The sequence below is a fragment of the Alteromonas sp. 009811495 genome (assembly GCF_028865455.1).
Lineage (GTDB): Bacteria > Pseudomonadota > Gammaproteobacteria > Enterobacterales > Alteromonadaceae > Alteromonas.
In genome coordinates, this window is record NZ_CP113972.1 from 70,389 (window position 1) to 86,626 (window position 16,238).

The 16,238-nt window shown below is 45.1% G+C and carries 18 protein-coding genes and 1 tRNA gene; 15 read left to right on the plus strand and 4 right to left on the minus strand.

Annotated features, from left to right (window positions below):
- The first annotated feature begins 164 nt into the window (after positions 1-164).
- From kbl to glpG, 4 genes are all read left to right on the plus strand, one after another.
- The gene (kbl, locus tag OZ660_RS00325) at positions 165-1,361 is read left to right on the plus strand and encodes a glycine C-acetyltransferase (protein WP_202263076.1); all 1,197 of its coding nucleotides are present in this window, start codon (positions 165-167) and stop codon (positions 1,359-1,361) included.
- Positions 1,358-2,383, plus strand: a complete 1,026-nt coding sequence (gene tdh / locus OZ660_RS00330; protein ID WP_202263077.1) for an L-threonine 3-dehydrogenase — start codon at positions 1,358-1,360, stop codon at positions 2,381-2,383. The genes kbl and tdh overlap by 4 nt, the downstream gene beginning before the upstream one ends.
- Positions 2,383-2,694, plus strand: coding sequence for a thiosulfate sulfurtransferase GlpE (glpE, locus tag OZ660_RS00335; RefSeq protein ID WP_274742170.1), 312 nt, complete (start codon positions 2,383-2,385; stop codon positions 2,692-2,694). The genes tdh and glpE overlap by 1 nt, the downstream gene beginning before the upstream one ends.
- Before the next feature lie 104 nt (positions 2,695-2,798).
- Positions 2,799-3,680 (plus strand): rhomboid family intramembrane serine protease GlpG, encoded by an 882-nt coding sequence (gene glpG, locus OZ660_RS00340; protein WP_226432435.1) that lies wholly within the window; start codon positions 2,799-2,801, stop codon positions 3,678-3,680.
- 47 nt (positions 3,681-3,727) lie between these two features.
- Here the strand turns inward: glpG and OZ660_RS00345 are convergent, their stop codons facing one another.
- Positions 3,728-4,144: a flagellar basal body-associated protein FliL gene (locus tag OZ660_RS00345; RefSeq protein ID WP_202263080.1), complete on the minus strand. Its 417-nt coding sequence runs from the start codon at positions 4,142-4,144 to the stop codon at positions 3,728-3,730.
- Positions 4,145-4,353: 209 nt separating this feature from the next.
- On the opposite strand from OZ660_RS00345, the gene OZ660_RS00350 reads away from it, so the two are divergent.
- From OZ660_RS00350 to OZ660_RS00365, 4 genes are all read left to right on the plus strand, one after another.
- Positions 4,354-4,911, plus strand: a complete 558-nt coding sequence (locus OZ660_RS00350) for a chorismate--pyruvate lyase family protein (protein WP_226432436.1) — start codon at positions 4,354-4,356, stop codon at positions 4,909-4,911.
- Positions 4,908-5,768, plus strand: a complete 861-nt coding sequence (gene ubiA / locus OZ660_RS00355) for a 4-hydroxybenzoate octaprenyltransferase (protein WP_274742171.1) — start codon at positions 4,908-4,910, stop codon at positions 5,766-5,768. The genes OZ660_RS00350 and ubiA overlap by 4 nt, the downstream gene beginning before the upstream one ends.
- A 215-nt stretch (positions 5,769-5,983) precedes the next feature.
- The gene (locus OZ660_RS00360; protein WP_274742172.1) at positions 5,984-6,346 is read left to right on the plus strand and encodes a type II toxin-antitoxin system RelE/ParE family toxin; all 363 of its coding nucleotides are present in this window, start codon (positions 5,984-5,986) and stop codon (positions 6,344-6,346) included.
- Between the two features lies 1 nt (position 6,347).
- The gene (locus tag OZ660_RS00365; protein WP_202266665.1) at positions 6,348-6,653 is read left to right on the plus strand and encodes a helix-turn-helix domain-containing protein; all 306 of its coding nucleotides are present in this window, start codon (positions 6,348-6,350) and stop codon (positions 6,651-6,653) included.
- A 113-nt stretch (positions 6,654-6,766) separates the two neighbouring features.
- Here OZ660_RS00365 and ubiK read toward each other — a convergent pair whose 3' ends face one another.
- A complete protein-coding gene (gene ubiK / locus OZ660_RS00370; protein ID WP_202263084.1) occupies positions 6,767-7,018 on the minus strand; it encodes a ubiquinone biosynthesis accessory factor UbiK in 252 nt (83 codons plus the stop codon).
- A gap of 112 nt (positions 7,019-7,130) precedes the next feature.
- Here ubiK and rep point away from each other — a divergent pair, with 112 nt between their 5' ends.
- On the plus strand, positions 7,131-9,146 hold the full coding sequence (gene rep / locus OZ660_RS00375; RefSeq protein WP_274742173.1) for a DNA helicase Rep: 2,016 nt from the start codon (positions 7,131-7,133) through the stop codon (positions 9,144-9,146).
- A gap of 53 nt (positions 9,147-9,199) precedes the next feature.
- Here rep and OZ660_RS00380 read toward each other — a convergent pair whose 3' ends face one another.
- Together OZ660_RS00380 and OZ660_RS00385 are read right to left on the minus strand one after the other, a co-directional pair.
- Positions 9,200-11,800, minus strand: coding sequence for a sensor domain-containing phosphodiesterase (locus OZ660_RS00380; RefSeq protein WP_274742174.1), 2,601 nt, complete (start codon positions 11,798-11,800; stop codon positions 9,200-9,202).
- A gap of 102 nt (positions 11,801-11,902) precedes the next feature.
- Entirely contained in the window at positions 11,903-12,310 is a 408-nt protein-coding gene (locus OZ660_RS00385; RefSeq protein ID WP_202263087.1) for a c-type cytochrome, read from the minus strand.
- A gap of 246 nt (positions 12,311-12,556) precedes the next feature.
- Between OZ660_RS00385 and OZ660_RS00390 the strand changes: the two genes are divergently transcribed.
- The 6 genes from OZ660_RS00390 (at position 12,557) to OZ660_RS00415 (ending at position 16,232) form a co-directional block, all read left to right on the plus strand.
- A tRNA-Arg gene (locus OZ660_RS00390) sits at positions 12,557-12,633 on the plus strand.
- 181 nt (positions 12,634-12,814) lie between these two features.
- Complete coding sequence (locus tag OZ660_RS00395) at positions 12,815-13,618, plus strand: glucose 1-dehydrogenase (RefSeq protein ID WP_274742175.1); 804 nt, start codon at positions 12,815-12,817, stop codon at positions 13,616-13,618.
- Positions 13,619-13,621: 3 nt separating this feature from the next.
- Positions 13,622-14,158 (plus strand): GNAT family N-acetyltransferase, encoded by a 537-nt coding sequence (locus tag OZ660_RS00400; protein WP_274742176.1) that lies wholly within the window; start codon positions 13,622-13,624, stop codon positions 14,156-14,158.
- Positions 14,159-14,269: 111 nt separating this feature from the next.
- On the plus strand, positions 14,270-15,037 hold the full coding sequence (locus OZ660_RS00405; RefSeq protein ID WP_274742177.1) for an alpha/beta fold hydrolase: 768 nt from the start codon (positions 14,270-14,272) through the stop codon (positions 15,035-15,037).
- Between the two features lie 130 nt (positions 15,038-15,167).
- Positions 15,168-15,560 (plus strand): OsmC family protein, encoded by a 393-nt coding sequence (locus OZ660_RS00410; RefSeq protein WP_202263091.1) that lies wholly within the window; start codon positions 15,168-15,170, stop codon positions 15,558-15,560.
- Positions 15,561-15,611: 51 nt separating this feature from the next.
- The gene (locus tag OZ660_RS00415) at positions 15,612-16,232 is read left to right on the plus strand and encodes a hypothetical protein (RefSeq protein WP_274742178.1); all 621 of its coding nucleotides are present in this window, start codon (positions 15,612-15,614) and stop codon (positions 16,230-16,232) included.
- The last annotated feature ends 6 nt before the right edge of the window (positions 16,233-16,238 follow it).

Sequence of the window (16,238 nt, forward strand, 5' to 3'; positions counted from 1 at the left end):
GTACTCAATAAAAAGCACACCATTGCCTTAAAAGAGGTGATGGTGTGCTAAATAATTTACAAAGTTTGTCGTTTAAGGCGTTAAATACAGCGCAAGAGTGTGTACCCATAAGGCTGCTTTCATTAAACTAGCGGTTTTATATATACCTACACTCGGAGAATGGCATGTCTGCGGCATTTATTTCTCATTTGCAATCGCAAATTGAAGCCACCAAACAAGATGGTTTGTACAAAAAAGAACGTGTAATTACGTCTCAGCAACAAGCTGACATCGGCGTAGCTAATGGCGAACACGTAATTAACTTTTGTGCCAACAACTACCTTGGATTAGCAAACAACGACAGCTTAATCGACGCCGCAAAACAAGGCTTAGATAGCCATGGCTTTGGTGTAGCATCGGTACGCTTTATCTGCGGCACTCAAGACATTCACAAGCAACTAGAAAGTGCTATTAGTGACTTTCTAGGCACAGAAGATACCATTCTTTACCCATCGTGCTTCGACGCAAACGGCGGTTTGTTTGAAACGTTACTTGGCCCAGAAGATGCCATTATTTCTGACGCGCTAAATCACGCCAGCATTATCGATGGCGTGCGTTTGTGTAAAGCAAAACGTTATCGCTATGCCAATAACGACATGGCCGCATTAGAAGAGCAGCTTAAACAAGCTGATGCCGATGGCGCTCGCTTTAAACTTATCGCAACAGACGGTGTTTTCTCAATGGACGGCGTTATTGCCGACCTAGCGTCAATTTGTGATTTAGCGGACAAATACGATGCCATGGTAATGGTAGACGATTGTCACGCTACGGGTTTCTTGGGTGAAAATGGTCGTGGTAGCCATGAGTACTGCGGTGTAATGGGCCGTGTTGACATCATTACAGGTACATTAGGTAAAGCCCTAGGCGGTGCGTCTGGTGGTTATACTTCGGGCAAAAAAGAAGTCGTTGAATGGCTACGTCAGCGTTCGCGCCCTTACTTGTTCTCAAACTCTGTTGCGCCACCCATTGTATCTGCATCAATTAAAGTGTTCGAAATGATGAAAGAGGGCGACGCGCTTCGTGCTCAACTATGGCGTAATGCAAACCATTTCCGCACGCGTATGGAAGAAGCCGGCTTTACACTTGCAGGTAAAGATCACGCTATTATTCCTGTTATGTTAGGTGACGCTCGCTTAGCCAGTGACATGGCTGACAAACTGCTTGAGAAAGGTATTTACGTTATTGGCTTCTCGTACCCAGTTGTACCGAAAGGTCAGGCGCGTATTCGTACTCAAATGTCAGCAGGTCACAGCCTAGAACACGTTGATAAAGCAGTCGACGCGTTTATTGAAGTAGGTCGTGAAATGGGAGTAATTTCATGAAGTCGTTAGTTAAAGCGAAAGCAGAGAAAGGCATTTGGCTTCAAGACACGCCAAAGCCTGAAGTGGGCCACAACGACCTACTCATTAAAATTCGCAAAACGGCAATTTGCGGTACTGACATGCACATTTATAACTGGGATGAGTGGTCACAAAACACAATCCCAGTGCCTATGGTGGTAGGGCATGAGTACGTAGGTGAAGTGGTTGGCATGGGTGAAGAAGTAAAAGGCTTCAACGTGGGTGACCGTGTGTCGGGCGAAGGACACATTACGTGTGGCCATTGCCGAAACTGTCGCGCTGGGCGCCGTCATTTGTGCCGTAATACTGAAGGCGTCGGGGTAAACCGTCCGGGCGCCTTTGCTGAATACCTGGTTATACCCGCGTTTAACGCGTTTAAAATTCCAGACAATATTAGCGACGACCTTGCTTCTATCTTCGACCCGTTTGGCAACGCTGTTCATACTGCGCTGAGCTTCGACTTAGTCGGCGAGGACGTTCTTATTACTGGTGCAGGCCCTATCGGTATAATGGCTGCGGCGGTAGCAAAACACGTAGGTGCTCGCCATGTTGTCGTGACCGATATTAACCCCTATCGTCTAGAATTGGCGAAGAAAATGGGGGCAACTCGCGCCGTAGATGTTAGCAAAGAAGACTTAAAAGACGTGATGAACGAATTAGGCATGACGGAAGGCTTCGATGTCGGCTTAGAAATGTCAGGTGTGCCAGTGGCATTCCGTGACATGCTAAACAAGATGAATCACGGCGGTAAGATTGCTATGTTGGGTATTCCCCCGCAGGACGTAGCGGTAGATTGGAATCAGGTTATTTTTAAAGGGCTGGTAATTAAAGGTATCTACGGTCGCGAAATGTTTGAAACCTGGTACAAAATGGCAAGTTTGCTACAAAGTGGTCTTGATTTGTCGCCTATTATCACTCACACCTTTTCTATTGATGACTTTCAGAAAGGGTTTGATACCATGGGCTCAGGACAATCAGGCAAAGTTATTTTGGACTGGCAATAATGACAGCATTTTCACACATTAGCGTACAAGACGTGGCGAATTTCCAAGGCGATGTAGCCATTGTTGATATCCGCGATCCCCAATCATTTGCTAATGGGCACATGCCAAATGCAGCACCGTTAAACAATGACAATTTCGCAGCGTTTATCGATCAAACCCCGAAAGATACGCCTGTGGTTGTGGTGTGCTATCACGGAGTGAGCAGTCAGCAGGCTGCACAGGTTATCGCACAGCAAGGCTTTGAAACCGTGTACAGCATGGATGGTGGCTTTGAAGCGTGGCGCTTAGCCAACCCGGTAGTGACGGAATAAAAAGTAAATAAAGGTGCATTACGCACCTTTATTTTTTTGTTTTGAACACAATCCTTAAGGTATATTCATTTCAATCAACGACCGTCTAGGGATTTCACGTATTCATGGGTCAGCCATTAATCGCCTTCAATCAACAAAGTCCGGCGCATCTTCTTGCAAATTATTTAACAAGCCAGCAAATTCCCGCCAATGTAGTGCAGCACACTAACGCAACCGACAACAACGAGTTTGTTGTTGTACTCGCTAACGACGAGCACACTGAAAGAGCGCAGGCAATAGCGCAAGACTTTGTAAATAATCCCACCGATCCCAAGTATCAGCAGGCCGCCTGGGATAACGGCAAAAACGTGCGCTTGGCACGCACTCCAAGTGGATTTTCAGCAGCTACTATTATCAGTGATGCCAAAAGTGCTCCCTTCACAACAGTAGTTTTCCTGCTGTGTGCGGTCATTTATGGGCTCTCGCTGCTGGGATTGTTTGCTCCTATAGCCAAGCATTTACTTATGCAGCCATTTTCAGTGCTGGCCGAAAATCATGAATGGTGGCGACTGCTAGGCCCGGCTTTTATTCATTTTTCCATACTGCATATTGTGTTTAATTTGCTGTGGTGGGCGATGCTTGGGGCTAAAATAGAGCGCACCTTTGGGCTAAGCATGTTGTTGATAGTGTTTGTGGTGTCAGCGGTTGTGTCAAATGGTGCCCAAGCATTATTTAGCGAGCCAATGAGCAATAATATGTTCCTGTTTGGTGGCCTGTCTGGGGTTGTGTATGCCGTTATGGGTTTTGTGTGGTGGCTTGGTTGGCTACGCCCGAATTGGGGCTTGTCGCTACCTAACTCGATAGTGGGCTTTATGTTGGTATGGCTGGTATTAGGCTATGCCGATATCTTGTGGGTGAGCATGGCAAACGCTGCTCATACTGCGGGGCTTATCTCAGGCTGTTTACTTGCAGCGTTACTGAGCCTAGGGTCAAAAAAAGCGAGCTAATGCTCGCTTTTCTGCGTACTTCAAAATAGCGTTATAGCGACTTTAGCTTAAGCGCCTTGATACAAGTATTTCGTAAAAATTACGTTTTTAATCACTTCGCCGCCAGTTTCTTGTTTCATATGATCTTGCAGCGCCTTCAAAATAGCGCGGCGAATATCTTCGCGGCCCGTGAGCGACTTAACTTTCTCAGAGGGCTGTTGACCAAAAATTTCTATTGCGGTGGCGCGCAGCAATGGCAAATGGTGCTCAGCAATTTCAAGCTGGCTTACATCGTGGATCATAAGCTCTACCGACACGCGTACATAACCGAGCTTGGCCGAACTATCACTGATATAGTTAGTCACAATTTCAGGCTCTAGACCCAAATAAGCGTAGCTTGCTTTATCCTGTGCTAATGCAGGTGCACTAGCGCCTAAAACAAAACAACTCAATAAAAAACAACGTACGAATAAAGACTTAAGCATGGTAAAAGCCAAAAGACCAAAGAAAAAAATAAAATCACTGGTAGTGTAGCAAAACTGCACTTAAACGCACTACTGCAAAAGTAGTAGCACTACAAAAAATGTGAGCGTTAACGAGAATAGGTTACATAATTATGCTTTAGCGTCATTGTCGCTGACACATACATTATACGTGGTATCATACTAACAGATTAATAATACGAGCTTTTCACGTGAGTTTTAACGCCTCTTATCCCGTAGGCTTAGCGGTTAACTGGCAGCGCCCAGAGGGGATCAGTCTATCTGATGCCAACTTAAAAAACTGGTTACTTGATACTGGCTCGTTAACCGAGCGAGTGCAGTCGTCGTGCCAGCATTTTTCACTTGAATTATTAGGGCAAGACTCTCGTATACCACACCCAAACGAGCTATCGATGCTGGTCAGTAATGGCAATACGTCGTATCAAGTGCGCGAAATTTTGTTGTGTGGTGACGAACAGCCTTGGGTATTTGCTCGCTCTATTATTCCTCAGGCCATTATTGATGCAGAACTATCAAACCTAGGTCGTGAACCTCTTGGCAAGCGGTTGTTTAACGATGCACGTTTCATTCGCTCTGCGTTTGAAGTGTGTACGCTTGATGCAACCGCGCTTGGTTATAGAAAAACGCAAGCACTATGGGGGCGCCGTTCAATGTTCACCTTAGAGGGGCAAAGCATGATAGTGGCGGAAGTTTTCTTGCCGGAATCACCGGCTTATACACATGCTTTCAGTAACGAGTTATCACTATGAGCAAAGCAACCCTTGGTGCATACGCACGCTTAATGCGACTAGATAAACCAGTAGGTATTTACCTTTTGCTATGGCCTACGATGTGGGCGCTACTTATGGCGGCGCAAGGGCTACCGCCATTAAGCATTTTAGTCATTTTTGTTGCGGGTGTTGTTGTAATGCGTTCGGCAGGTTGCGTAATAAATGACTACGCCGATAGAAAAGTCGACGGTAGCGTAAAGCGTACAGCAGCGCGCCCTTTGGCTACAGGTGAAGTTACGCCTAAACAGGCACTTACCTTGTTTGGAGGTCTTATTGCGTTGGCGTTTGTGTTGGTGCTGTTTCTTAATTGGCAAACCATTGCGCTTTCTGTTGTGGCGTTGTTGCTTGCCTCGTCTTACCCTTTTATGAAGCGCTACACTCATTTGCCTCAAGTGGTGCTTGGCGCAGCGTTTGGTTGGGCCATCCCCATGGCCTTTATGGCTGTGCTAGAAACGGTGCCTGCTTACGCGTGGTGGTTATTTGTTGCGAACCTTTTATGGACAGTCGCCTACGATACTATGTACGCCATGGTAGACCGTGACGACGACCTTCAAATAGGTGTTAAGTCAACGGCGATACTGTTTGGCAAAAACGATGTGCGCATCGTTATGCTACTACAAGCAATTGCCTTAATTATTCTGTGGTGTATTGGTTGCGCCATCGACGCCACTTGGCCCTATTACGGCGCTATTCTATTTTCTGCGTTGCTATGTGTACGTCAGTACCAGCTAATAAAACGCAGGCAACGAGAAGGCTGCTTCAAAGCCTTCCTCGAAAATCACTATATTGGCTTAGCCATCACCCTTGGTACGGCACTGCATTTTTATTTGGCGTAGCGGTTTAACGCTAAAGAGTTGTTTATTGAATGTACGTAGTCTTCTAAAACTGTACTCATGTCCCCTTGGTAGCAAAAGCGAGCTGCTTTAGCATAATTAAAGGCTTGTGAACTAGCACAAGCCTTCTGATCATATTTCTGATGTTTCAAAAACAGAGTGCTTCACCAAGTGAAAGGTGTATCACTAAGTGTTATACTTTCCATGGGATGGATCCTATGCGCATATTCAAATCAAAGTGGTTCTCAAGGTGGGCGAATAAATACGGGTTAAAGGACGAAGCGTTAAAAGTCGCGATAGAAGAGATTAACGCGGGGCTGGTTGACGCAGACCTAGGTGGCAATATTTTCAAAAAACGCATTGCACAACACCAAGGTAAACGTGGTGGCTTTAGAACTATCCTGGTTTTCAAAACGGGAGATAAGGTATTTTTCATATACGGTTTTGCCAAACGTGTACGCTCGAACGTCAATGCTACCGAGCTTAAGGCATTAAAACATTTAGCGAAAGAATTGCTGAGTTACAACGATGTGCAGCTAAGCCAAGCAATTGAAGCTGGCGGTATTGAAGAGGTGAAGTGACATGAAAGACAGTATTTTAGATGTGGTGCACAACACGGCGAAAGACTTGAGTGATGCAGGCGTAATGGATATCCAAACTATGCAACAGTTTGACGCATTATGTTTGCCTAAAATAGAACAGTATGATGGTAGTAAAATAAAAGCAATTAGAGAGAAAGAGCGTGTGAGCCAAGCTGTTTTTGCAGCTTATTTAAATACTACGCCATCTACGGTGAGGCAATGGGAGCAAGGCGCTAAAAGACCTAGGGGAACCTCTCTGAAACTGCTTAACTTAGTTGCTCAAAAAGGCTTAGAAATTCTTGTCTAGTGAGGGTGTGAAGTACACTAATTGAAAGACGAGAGCGTTAAAACAGATCATTTCAGATAAATTTTTCCGCAAAAAAGCGCCTTTTAGGCGCTTTTATCATCCAAAATGTGTTATTACTTTTCGGCTAGTTTTGCTTCAAGTTCTGCCATTCTTGCTTCCATGGCATCTAACTTTTCGCGGGTGCGAATAAGTACTTGGCTTTGAATATCAAACTCTTCGCGAGTGACTAGGTCTAGCTTCGACAGCTGAGACTGCAATACTGTCTTTACTCTGCCTTCGGCTTCTTCAGCCATGTTTTTAACGCCAGGTGGAATGGCATCAGCAATTTGTTTCGCTAAATCTTCGAGTTTCTTCGGATCCAACATGGAATTCCCTTATAATGCGCAGCTCAAATTATGAAAGCTATTCTATCGGTATCGGCACGACATGCAATGAAAAGTGTGCTCATACCATTTTGTACGTTGTTGTAGGACTCGAATGAAACTAAATGAAGCCCAAGAATCTGCAGTAACCTTTGTGTCAGGCCCATGCTTGGTGCTTGCGGGTGCAGGTAGTGGTAAAACCCGTGTAATTACCAACAAAATTGCCCATTTAGTACGAAACTGCGACATGCCAGCACGTTATATTGCTGCGGTAACTTTTACCAATAAAGCCGCGCGTGAAATGAAAGAGCGTGTAGCGCAAACTTTAGGCAAGCCTGAAGCGCGAGGCCTAAAAGTTTCTACCTTTCACACCTTGGGCTTGAACATCATTAAAGCCCATGTGAAAGACTTGGGTTTAAAACCCGGCTTTTCTTTATTTGATGATAAAGACTCGACAGCACTTTTGAATGACCTTACAACCGACACCATCGACGGCGATAAAGACCAGCTTCAGCTATTGCAAAGCTGTATTTCAAACTGGAAAAATGACCTTATCTTGCCCGATGCACTATTAAAGACTGCAACTAGCACCGGTGAGCGGGAGTTTGCTGAGGCTTACAAGCGCTATCAAGACAACTTAAAGGCTTACAACGCGCTAGACTTTGACGACCTGATTTTATTGCCTACGTTGCTGCTTAAGCACAACGAAGAGGTACGGGCGAAATGGCAAAGCAAAATACGTTACTTGCTGGTGGACGAATATCAAGACACAAACACCAGCCAGTATGAGCTAGTAAAGCTGCTGGTAGGCGAGCGCGCGCGTTTTACTGTGGTAGGAGATGACGACCAGTCAATTTATTCGTGGCGTGGCGCAAAACCTCAGAACCTGCATTTGCTGCAACAAGACTTTCCCCGCTTAAACGTAATAAAGCTTCAGCAAAACTATCGTTCCTCAGGGCGTATTCTGCATTGCGCTAACATTCTTATTCAGAACAACCCGCACTTGTTCGACAAAACCCTGTTTTCTGAACTGCAATACGGTGAGCCACTAAAAGTTATTGAGGCAAAAAACGAAGAGCACGAGGGCGAACGTGTTGTCGCTGAATTGTTGGCACATAAGTTTATGAACCGCACGCAGTTTAAAGACTACGCCATTTTGTACCGCGGTAATCACCAAAGTCGTATTTTCGAAAAACTGCTAATGAGTAACCGCATTCCTTACAAAATAAGTGGCGGTATGTCGTTCTTTGGCCGAGCTGAAGTTAAAGACATCATGGCGTACTTACGCTTGTTGGTGAACCAAGACGACGACAACGCATTGCTTCGCATTATTAACACGCCGGGGCGCGGAATAGGGCGAGCCACACTAGAAAAGCTGGGTAATTTTGCCAATAGCTTAGGCGTGTCGATGTTTGAAGCGGCTACCCACCCTAATTTAAATAGCGTATTGCCAGATAAAGCCTTTCATTCGGTGTCAGGCTTTGCACGTTGGGTAGTTGAGCTTTCTGATAACGCCGAGCGCGGTAATACGGTAGATGCAGTACGCGCCATGATCCGCACCATGGGCTACGAAGAATGGCTTTACGAAACCAGCGCCAGCCCTAAAGCAGCTGAAATGGCTATGGCTAATGTTAGTACCCTATTTGGTTGGGTAAACGACATGCTAGAGGGTAACGACCTTGACCAGCCAATGACTCTTACCGAAGTGGTTAACCGCCTTATTCTGCGCGATATGATGGAGCGCGGTGAAGACGATGGGGAAGGGGACCAAGTACAGTTAATGACCCTTCACGCGTCTAAAGGCTTGGAGTTCCCTATTGTATTTCTTGTGGGTATGGAAGAAGGCCTATTACCACACCAAAGCAGCATAGACGAAGACAACGTAGAAGAAGAGCGTCGCTTGGCCTATGTGGGGATCACGCGTGCCCAGCGAGAACTTATCTTTAGCCTTGCCAAAGAGCGCCGCCAGTTTGGTGAGGTTATACAGCCAGAGCCAAGCCGTTTCTTGTTCGAACTACCGCCTGATGACGTGCAGTGGGAAAATCAAAAACCAAAGGCCACCAAAGAAGAGCGCCAGCAAAAAGCGCAGGTAGGCATTGCGAACTTGCGTGATATTTTGGGCAAAAAATAAGTCGATTTACAGGTTGGTGTAAGTGTTCACTTACTTCTGGTTGGCAAATCTAATTAGCTTGCGAGTAGCGCCATATCAAGCACCTTGGCGTGCTTGATCACCTTGCCCTGACCATAGCGGCACTCAATCTCATTGAGCGCGTCAAGTTGAGCCTGTGCGTCGATGCCCTCGGCAATAACCTGAAATTTCAGATGCTCTGAAATTAGCATAACCGACTGAATCAATTTAAGGTTACGTTGCGAGCGGGGAAGTGATTTCACAAAGCGATGATCAATTTTAATGAAATCGAACGGGTAGGCGAACAAATAGCTCAACGAGGCCAAGCCGCTACCAAAATTATCTAGCACCAAAGTAACGCCTGCACGTTTAAGCTTTTTAATAGCAGGTAGAATAAACTGTGAGCGACGGTTTAAGTCGTTCTCGTCAAACTCAAACACCAACTGGCTAGGCACAACCCCAGATTCTGAAATAACGTCAATCATCTTGTTAACCATCGACGCTTGCAGCAAGTGATTAATCGACACATTCACCGCAATTCTATTTATGCTTTCGTCGGTGTCTTTGTAGTAATTTAAAAGTTCGCACGCTTTAGTTAGCTGGAATAAATCTAAGTCTAAGGTCAGCCCGCTGTGTTCAGCGACTTGTCTAAACTGTTCACGTGCAATCTTGCCGTAGGCAGGATGCGACCAGCGAATATACATTTCTTTATACAGTGTCGAATTGTCTTTCAAATCAATTACAGGCTGTAAAAAGTAGTCGAACTCTTCTTCACGTAGCGCACGCCTAAACTCGTTTTCAAGTTCAAGCTCTTCAATCAGGCGATCGCGCATGCTCTTATCAAACATCACAAATCTGCCGCGCCCCAAGGTTTTTGCTTGATACATAGCAGCATCAGCGTCGCGCAAGACTTCATCGGCACTGCGGTAGTAGCTTTCTAAATGTGCAATGCCAACGCTGGCCCCTGAATACATTTCGCGGCCATCTAATAAAAACGGCTCAGAGATAGAAGCAATAATACGGCTTGCCACTTCCTCAACGTCTGATGCATCTTCAAAGTTATCGAGCAACACCACAAATTCGTCGCCACCCAGGCGAGCCAATAAGTCGTGCCCGCGCACACACAAGGCAATACGGCGCGCAACTTCAATTAAAAATTCATCGCCTGCGTGGTGCCCTAACGTGTCGTTAATCACTTTAAAGCGGTCTAGGTCGATAAACAGTACCGCAAACATGTTCTCGTTATAGCGCTGCTTGCTGGCAATAGCCAATTCTAAGCGGCTGGTAAACATGGCGCGGTTAGGTAAGTCGGTTAGGGCGTCGTGGTGAGCGTCGTGAATAAGCTTAAGCTCAATCTCTTTACGCTCTTCAATTTGCTGCTTAAGAAATTTATTGGCACGGTTTAGTTCGCCAGTGCGCTCTTTAACGCGCTCTTCCAGTTCTATGTTGTAGCGTTGCATCGACTCGGTGTTGCGCTTACGCTCCATGGCCACCGCAATATGATGCGATACAAAGCGCAATAGCTCTTGGTCGCGCGACGTATATTTAGCGTGCTTACCGTAGGTTTGTACTGCGATTACGCCAGCAATCTCACCCTCTACAATAAGCGGCGAACCCAACCACGAGTTAGCGCTATTAAGCATAGTTTGCGCAACCGATACATCAATCTCGCCCGCTTCGGCTAATTGCAACACGCGCGGCGGGTTTATAAGCTCAGCTTGGCCTGAGCGCAGTACCAGTTCAGTAAGACCTAAACCCAATGGGCGGGTTTCTACCTTTTCTTGCATTACATCGCTGAAATACGGGAACGACAGCAGCTCTTGTTCCTTATCTAAAATAGCAATGTAGCAGTTAGGCGCACTGATAAGGCGTTCTAGAATTTGATGTAAGCTAGAGTAAAAGGCGTTCATGTCGCCTTCTAGGTTGGCGGCAAGTTCTGATATTTCAAACAGTGCTTGTTGTAACGACTCAACCTTTTGGCGCTCAAGAATTTCTTCTTGAAGCTCGTCGTTAATTTTACGAAGCTGACGCGTACGTTCGCGGATAGTACGCTCGGTAAGCTCGCGGTTTTTCACGCGGTCAACCGTGGTCACAATGTGCTGTGACACGAACAACAGAACTTCTAAGTCTTCTTGGGTGTAGTGCACGCCTTCATCATAAGTTTGCACAACCATGGCCCCAATTACCTGACTACCACGCTTAAGCGGTACGCCCAATAATTCAAAAGGTTGTGAACCAACAAGCTCAATTTCGTGCTGTTCGGCAAAGGTTTGTTCGTCGTCGCGTTTATAAAATAGATGATCACCGGTTTTTAAAATGTAACCGGTCATGCCGTTCATTAACGACTCGGCGGGCATTTGCTTAACGACCTGTTCGTCAAACTCGTCTACAAAGTAGGCAAAGTCGACAACATTACTTTCGGGTTCGTAAAAGGCAACAAAGAAGTTATCTGCATTCATGAAATCAGCAATAATTTCATGAATAGCGGTGTAAAGGCGATTTAGGTGACTTACAGAACTGGCTAATTCAGAAATGTCAAAAAGCGCTTTCTGAACACGTTCAGCGCGCTTATACTTTTCTGTAAGTTGTTGAAGCTGCGGAATTAACTCTCGCAGTTCTTCTTCTGTCAACTCATATTGCGTTGAATCTGATGACATTCCTATCGCCAATATAAAAAGAACGTTTCCCCGAGCGGTTAAATTAACCGATTAGTCGAGAAAACGCTACTTTTTCAAGCAATTTGAAGAATTATTAAAGGTTTAGATACCTTCGATCATATATTCAATTGCAGCTTTAATTTCGTCGTCTGAACAGTTGCCGCATGTACCACGAGGAGGCATTGCGTTAATACCGTTCAACGCGTTTTGCCACACGCCGTCAAGGCCACGCTCGTCAAGGCGAGGCTGCCAATCAGCTGCAGCGTGTAGTTTAGGCGCACCTAGTACACCAGCAGAGTGACATGCAACACAGGCAGAGTTGTACACTTCTTCACCTGACTTAGCACCGCCTGCTGCACCAGCGTTACCCGCTGCCGCTGCGCCTGCTACGTGAACCTGACCTGCTGGCTTAATGCGCTCAGCAATTTCATCGTTACTCATTTCTTGTGCTTGTGCTGCAAAAACGGTTAGCGCAGTAGCAGCAACAGTTAACCAAGTCTTTAATTTCACATCTGTCTCCAGGCAATGATGAATTTGTTTAAAATATAACTGGCCAGATTATAACGGTAAATTAGAGCTGAACAACTATTTGCGCTTAATTACCCATAAAAAGTAAGGATTTTTAACAAACTGATAAGCGCCGCGAAAAGACTTTTGAATAAATCAGTTGATGACAGCCCATGGCCTAAGTATTATTACGCCCCGTTTGCAGGATACGTTTATTAGCGTATTTTCATCTTTGTAAACATCAACTACGCACCCGTAGCTCAGCTGGATAGAGCGTTGCCCTCCGGAGGCAAAGGTCGCGCGTTCGAATCGCGCCGGGTGTGCCATTTTTAAATGCTTCACCCTAATTTCACTTCCCATGCTCTACACTTAAAACTCGCTATACGCTAGGAGTTTGGCTTTCCATAAACAACACTTGTACCTCGCTTGTGGATACCAGAGCCAACTATGACCGTGTGTTAAATGAAGTATTGTTGAAAACAAAAGATAGCTTACCTCGGAGAGACAATGGCAAGGTTAAACAATAAAGTCGCCCTAGTAACGGGGGCCGCACAAGGTATTGGTAAAGCGATTGCAGAGGTTTTCGCTAAGGAAGGTGCCTTTGTCATTCTATCCGACATTGAACGTGAAAAAGGGCAGCTAGCGGCAGCGGCCATCGGTGCTAATGCCTCGTTCGTGTATTTAGATGTTACTTCCGAGCAAGATTGGATAGACGCTATGCAGGCTATCGCAAAAGCGCATGGCCACCTTGATATTCTTATTAACAACGCTGGCATTACAGGGTTTATGGAGGCATCTGGGCCTTTTGATCCTGAACACGTCAGTATGGATACTTGGCGTAAAGTACATAGCACTAATCTGGATGGCGTTATGCTGGGGTGTAAGCACGCTATAAGCCTTATGAAATCAGCAGTCAGAGCAAGCATAGTTAACATATCATCTCGTTCTGGATTGGTCGGTATTCCTGGTGCGGCCGCTTACGCGTCTAGCAAAGCGGCGGTTCGCAATCATACCAAATCAGTAGCACTTTATTGCGCGCAGCAATCTTATCCAATTCGTTGTAATTCAATACATCCAGGAGCAATACTAACGCCTATGTGGGAGGCAATGCTTCCACAGGGAGATGATCGCGCCAAGGCAATTGAAAGTATTGCTGCAGATATCCCCATCGGCAGAATGGGTGAGCCCGAAGATGTGGCCTATGCTGCACTCTATTTAGCCAGCGACGAGTCTCAATATGTTACGGGTATCGAGCTTAACGTAGACGGTGGCATTTTAGCGGGCAGTGCTGCTGCACCAAGTAAACAATAAATTATGATAGCGTCAGAAAATATAGCCATAAGAACAGTACGTAGACAGGATTTACCCTTGCTTTACGCCTTAAGCCAAGACTTCAGTAATGCAGGTGAATTTATGCCAGTGTCGCTTGTTTCTGAAAGTGAATTTTATGACACATTTGACCAAAATGGATTTTGGCAAGACAGTTGTGGCAGGCTGGTTATTGAAGATAATCAGCACAATATCGTGGGTGAAATTGGAAGCTTTAAAACCGCGCATTACATGAACGGAAGAGAAGTTTACTACCGCATTTTCGCTGGCCACAGACAAAAAGGCTATGCAAAAAAGGCACTTTGCTTGTTTACGCAATTTTTCTTTGAGTCTACACACTTCAACCGGCTTCAAGCGGTTACAGTATGCGAAAACGTAGTGTCGTCAGCCATACTCAAAAAACAAGGCTTCGTTTATGAAGGCACGCTTAGGCAGGGAAGATGGTTTAAAGGTAATCTTGTAGACTTAGAGATGTACTCATTACTCCGAGAAGAATGGAAGCGAATTGATAGCAAGCTGTGAGAATGTGTAGCCGTTTTCCCCGCAAGCCTTATGAAGAAATATTGACGCTAAATTCACCCTGCCACTGTTAACGTTATTGCAAATTCGCTTCTATATCATAAGGAACTAGCAATGCGTTTAATGAAACTAGTCACAATTATTCTCTGTTTCTTTCAAGTAGCAGTATCAATGGCTGCTGATACCACCGTTATTTTTGAGGCAGGCTTTGGAACCAAAGGTCAAGTGTGGGACCCTGTGATAGCGCTGCTACCCAATAACGTAAAAGTCATAAACGAGACCCGAAGTAGCTTGATGACGCCCGATGCTGAACCAACAACATTGGCTCAGGATGTAGCTGCAATGCAAAAAAGAATAAAACAAGCTAGCCAAAACGGAAATGTGATTGTGGTAGGGCATTCCTATGGTGGCTTGGTTGCAACGCAAACATTAAAAAACAGCGTGTCAGAAATTGATGGTATGGTGCTTATTGAGCCGACGACGTTAGTACATCGATTGCGTTTCAAAGCATTAGACGAGGAGCGCGTTGTTGCTGATGACCTTGTTATCGCGAAGTATATGCCACCTCATCTTCAGGCGCAGTATCAGCGGTTAACTGACACACTAGATCAGGTTCAAGAAGCTTTAATTCCATTACCCGCCGCGCTTCCGACTATTCTTTTCACTTCAACAAAAATATATGAAAAGCCGATGTTTATTGAGGAAACTCAAAAAGGCAAAGCGCTTTGGCTACAATTACACAATGCACTATTTCAGCAGGTGGAAACTGGACAGCATATTCGCTCAAACAAGTGGGGGCACTCGGTGCACATAGAAGCACCGGAGGCAGTAGCGCAAGCAATTATAAAAGTTGTTGAGATGTCAGCGCTAAAAGAAAAGTAAACTATAAATAGCATGTGGCTTTCCACCTAACCAAGACAATAGACTTTCATAAATAATATTAACGCCAGATGGTACTTCACTTAGGATGAATGTATTGTTTATAACGTTAATTGAATATAAGGACGCAGAGATGAAAATTGATATCGCACTTCTAGAAGGTCAAAAGTTGCAGGCGAGTTTTGGTAAGCATCAAATTATAAGCGATCAAAGTGTATCTGCTGGGGGCGAAGAGGCTTATCCTGAACCGTTCGATTACTTCTTAGCTAGCATGCCGTTATGTGCGGCGTTTTATATTCGCAAATTCTGTGAGGCTAGAGACATAAGCACAGACGGTATAAGTTTAACCCAAGAGCACAGTACGATTGGTGAAGATAAATACCATAAAGCGTTTTCTATTAAAGTTACCTTGCCTGAAGGCTTTCCCGAAAAATATAAAAAGCCTCTTTTAGCTGCCGCAAATAGCTGCACAGTGAAAAAAGTAATTCAAGCAATGCCAGAGTTCAGTATTCAAATTGAAGAATAGTGGGCGCATTAAGTGGCACCTATCTTTTGTGCCACTTTAAAGGCAACACATATGAATTATGAAAAGTACTACTCACCGCTGCGCGCGGTGCATTCGGCAGATTTCCACCTCTGCTTCTATTGTGGCTGCGAGTCGGCTCAAAACGACTTTATTCCACCGATTAAATTTATTCACGACTGGCGCGAAGGTAGCAAAGTGGCGGACTTTATTTCAGTTCCAGCGTGTAATGAATGTTGTGACCTTCTGAAAAACCAAAACAACGGTACTTTGGAACACAGAGTAAGTGTTTTAAAAAGGCTCTTGTCAGAAAAATACTCAAAAGCAATTAGGGTTTTTAACCATTGGAGCATAGATGAGATTGAAGAAATGGATGCCGCATTTCAAATAAGCCTTAAAGGCGGTATGCGTTTAGGTAAAGAAACCCTTTCAAGAGTTCGTTTTGCAGGCTTCGACTATGAAGTGAATGGCAGCTTTACACGCGTTGCTGCACCGCAACACCAAGCGTTTACGGTATTTGAACAAGAGTTCGAGAGTTTTCGAGAGGCGCTAGCGTTCGCAAGCAACGCCTATCAGATAAAAAAGAGCCGCTTAAGCAAACTCTATTTTGAACATGATGAATCTTTTGAAAAGGCGATTGAGGCTTTTCATGAGTTGATCGACCTGAATACTTAAGTTGGT

What these genes read in the sequence shown, in the direction of transcription:
- OZ660_RS00395 (WP_274742175.1), top strand. Translation starts at nt 12,815, where the DNA reads ATGGCAAGGTTAAACAATAAAGTCGCCCTAGTAACGGGGGCCGCACAA.
- glpE (WP_274742170.1), top strand. Translation starts at nt 2,383, where the DNA reads ATGACAGCATTTTCACACATTAGCGTACAAGACGTGGCGAATTTCCAA.
- OZ660_RS00360 (WP_274742172.1), top strand. Translation starts at nt 5,984, where the DNA reads ATGCGCATATTCAAATCAAAGTGGTTCTCAAGGTGGGCGAATAAATAC.
- tdh (WP_202263077.1), top strand. Translation starts at nt 1,358, where the DNA reads ATGAAGTCGTTAGTTAAAGCGAAAGCAGAGAAAGGCATTTGGCTTCAA.
- OZ660_RS00405 (WP_274742177.1), top strand. Translation starts at nt 14,270, where the DNA reads ATGCGTTTAATGAAACTAGTCACAATTATTCTCTGTTTCTTTCAAGTA.
- OZ660_RS00365 (WP_202266665.1), top strand. Translation starts at nt 6,348, where the DNA reads ATGAAAGACAGTATTTTAGATGTGGTGCACAACACGGCGAAAGACTTG.
- ubiK (WP_202263084.1), bottom strand. Translation starts at nt 7,018, where the DNA reads ATGTTGGATCCGAAGAAACTCGAAGATTTAGCGAAACAAATTGCTGAT.
- OZ660_RS00380 (WP_274742174.1), bottom strand. Translation starts at nt 11,800, where the DNA reads ATGTCATCAGATTCAACGCAATATGAGTTGACAGAAGAAGAACTGCGA.
- OZ660_RS00415 (WP_274742178.1), top strand. Translation starts at nt 15,612, where the DNA reads ATGAATTATGAAAAGTACTACTCACCGCTGCGCGCGGTGCATTCGGCA.
- OZ660_RS00410 (WP_202263091.1), top strand. Translation starts at nt 15,168, where the DNA reads ATGAAAATTGATATCGCACTTCTAGAAGGTCAAAAGTTGCAGGCGAGT.
- rep (WP_274742173.1), top strand. Translation starts at nt 7,131, where the DNA reads ATGAAACTAAATGAAGCCCAAGAATCTGCAGTAACCTTTGTGTCAGGC.
- glpG (WP_226432435.1), top strand. Translation starts at nt 2,799, where the DNA reads ATGGGTCAGCCATTAATCGCCTTCAATCAACAAAGTCCGGCGCATCTT.
- kbl (WP_202263076.1), top strand. Translation starts at nt 165, where the DNA reads ATGTCTGCGGCATTTATTTCTCATTTGCAATCGCAAATTGAAGCCACC.
- OZ660_RS00400 (WP_274742176.1), top strand. Translation starts at nt 13,622, where the DNA reads ATGATAGCGTCAGAAAATATAGCCATAAGAACAGTACGTAGACAGGAT.
- OZ660_RS00345 (WP_202263080.1), bottom strand. Translation starts at nt 4,144, where the DNA reads ATGCTTAAGTCTTTATTCGTACGTTGTTTTTTATTGAGTTGTTTTGTT.
- ubiA (WP_274742171.1), top strand. Translation starts at nt 4,908, where the DNA reads ATGAGCAAAGCAACCCTTGGTGCATACGCACGCTTAATGCGACTAGAT.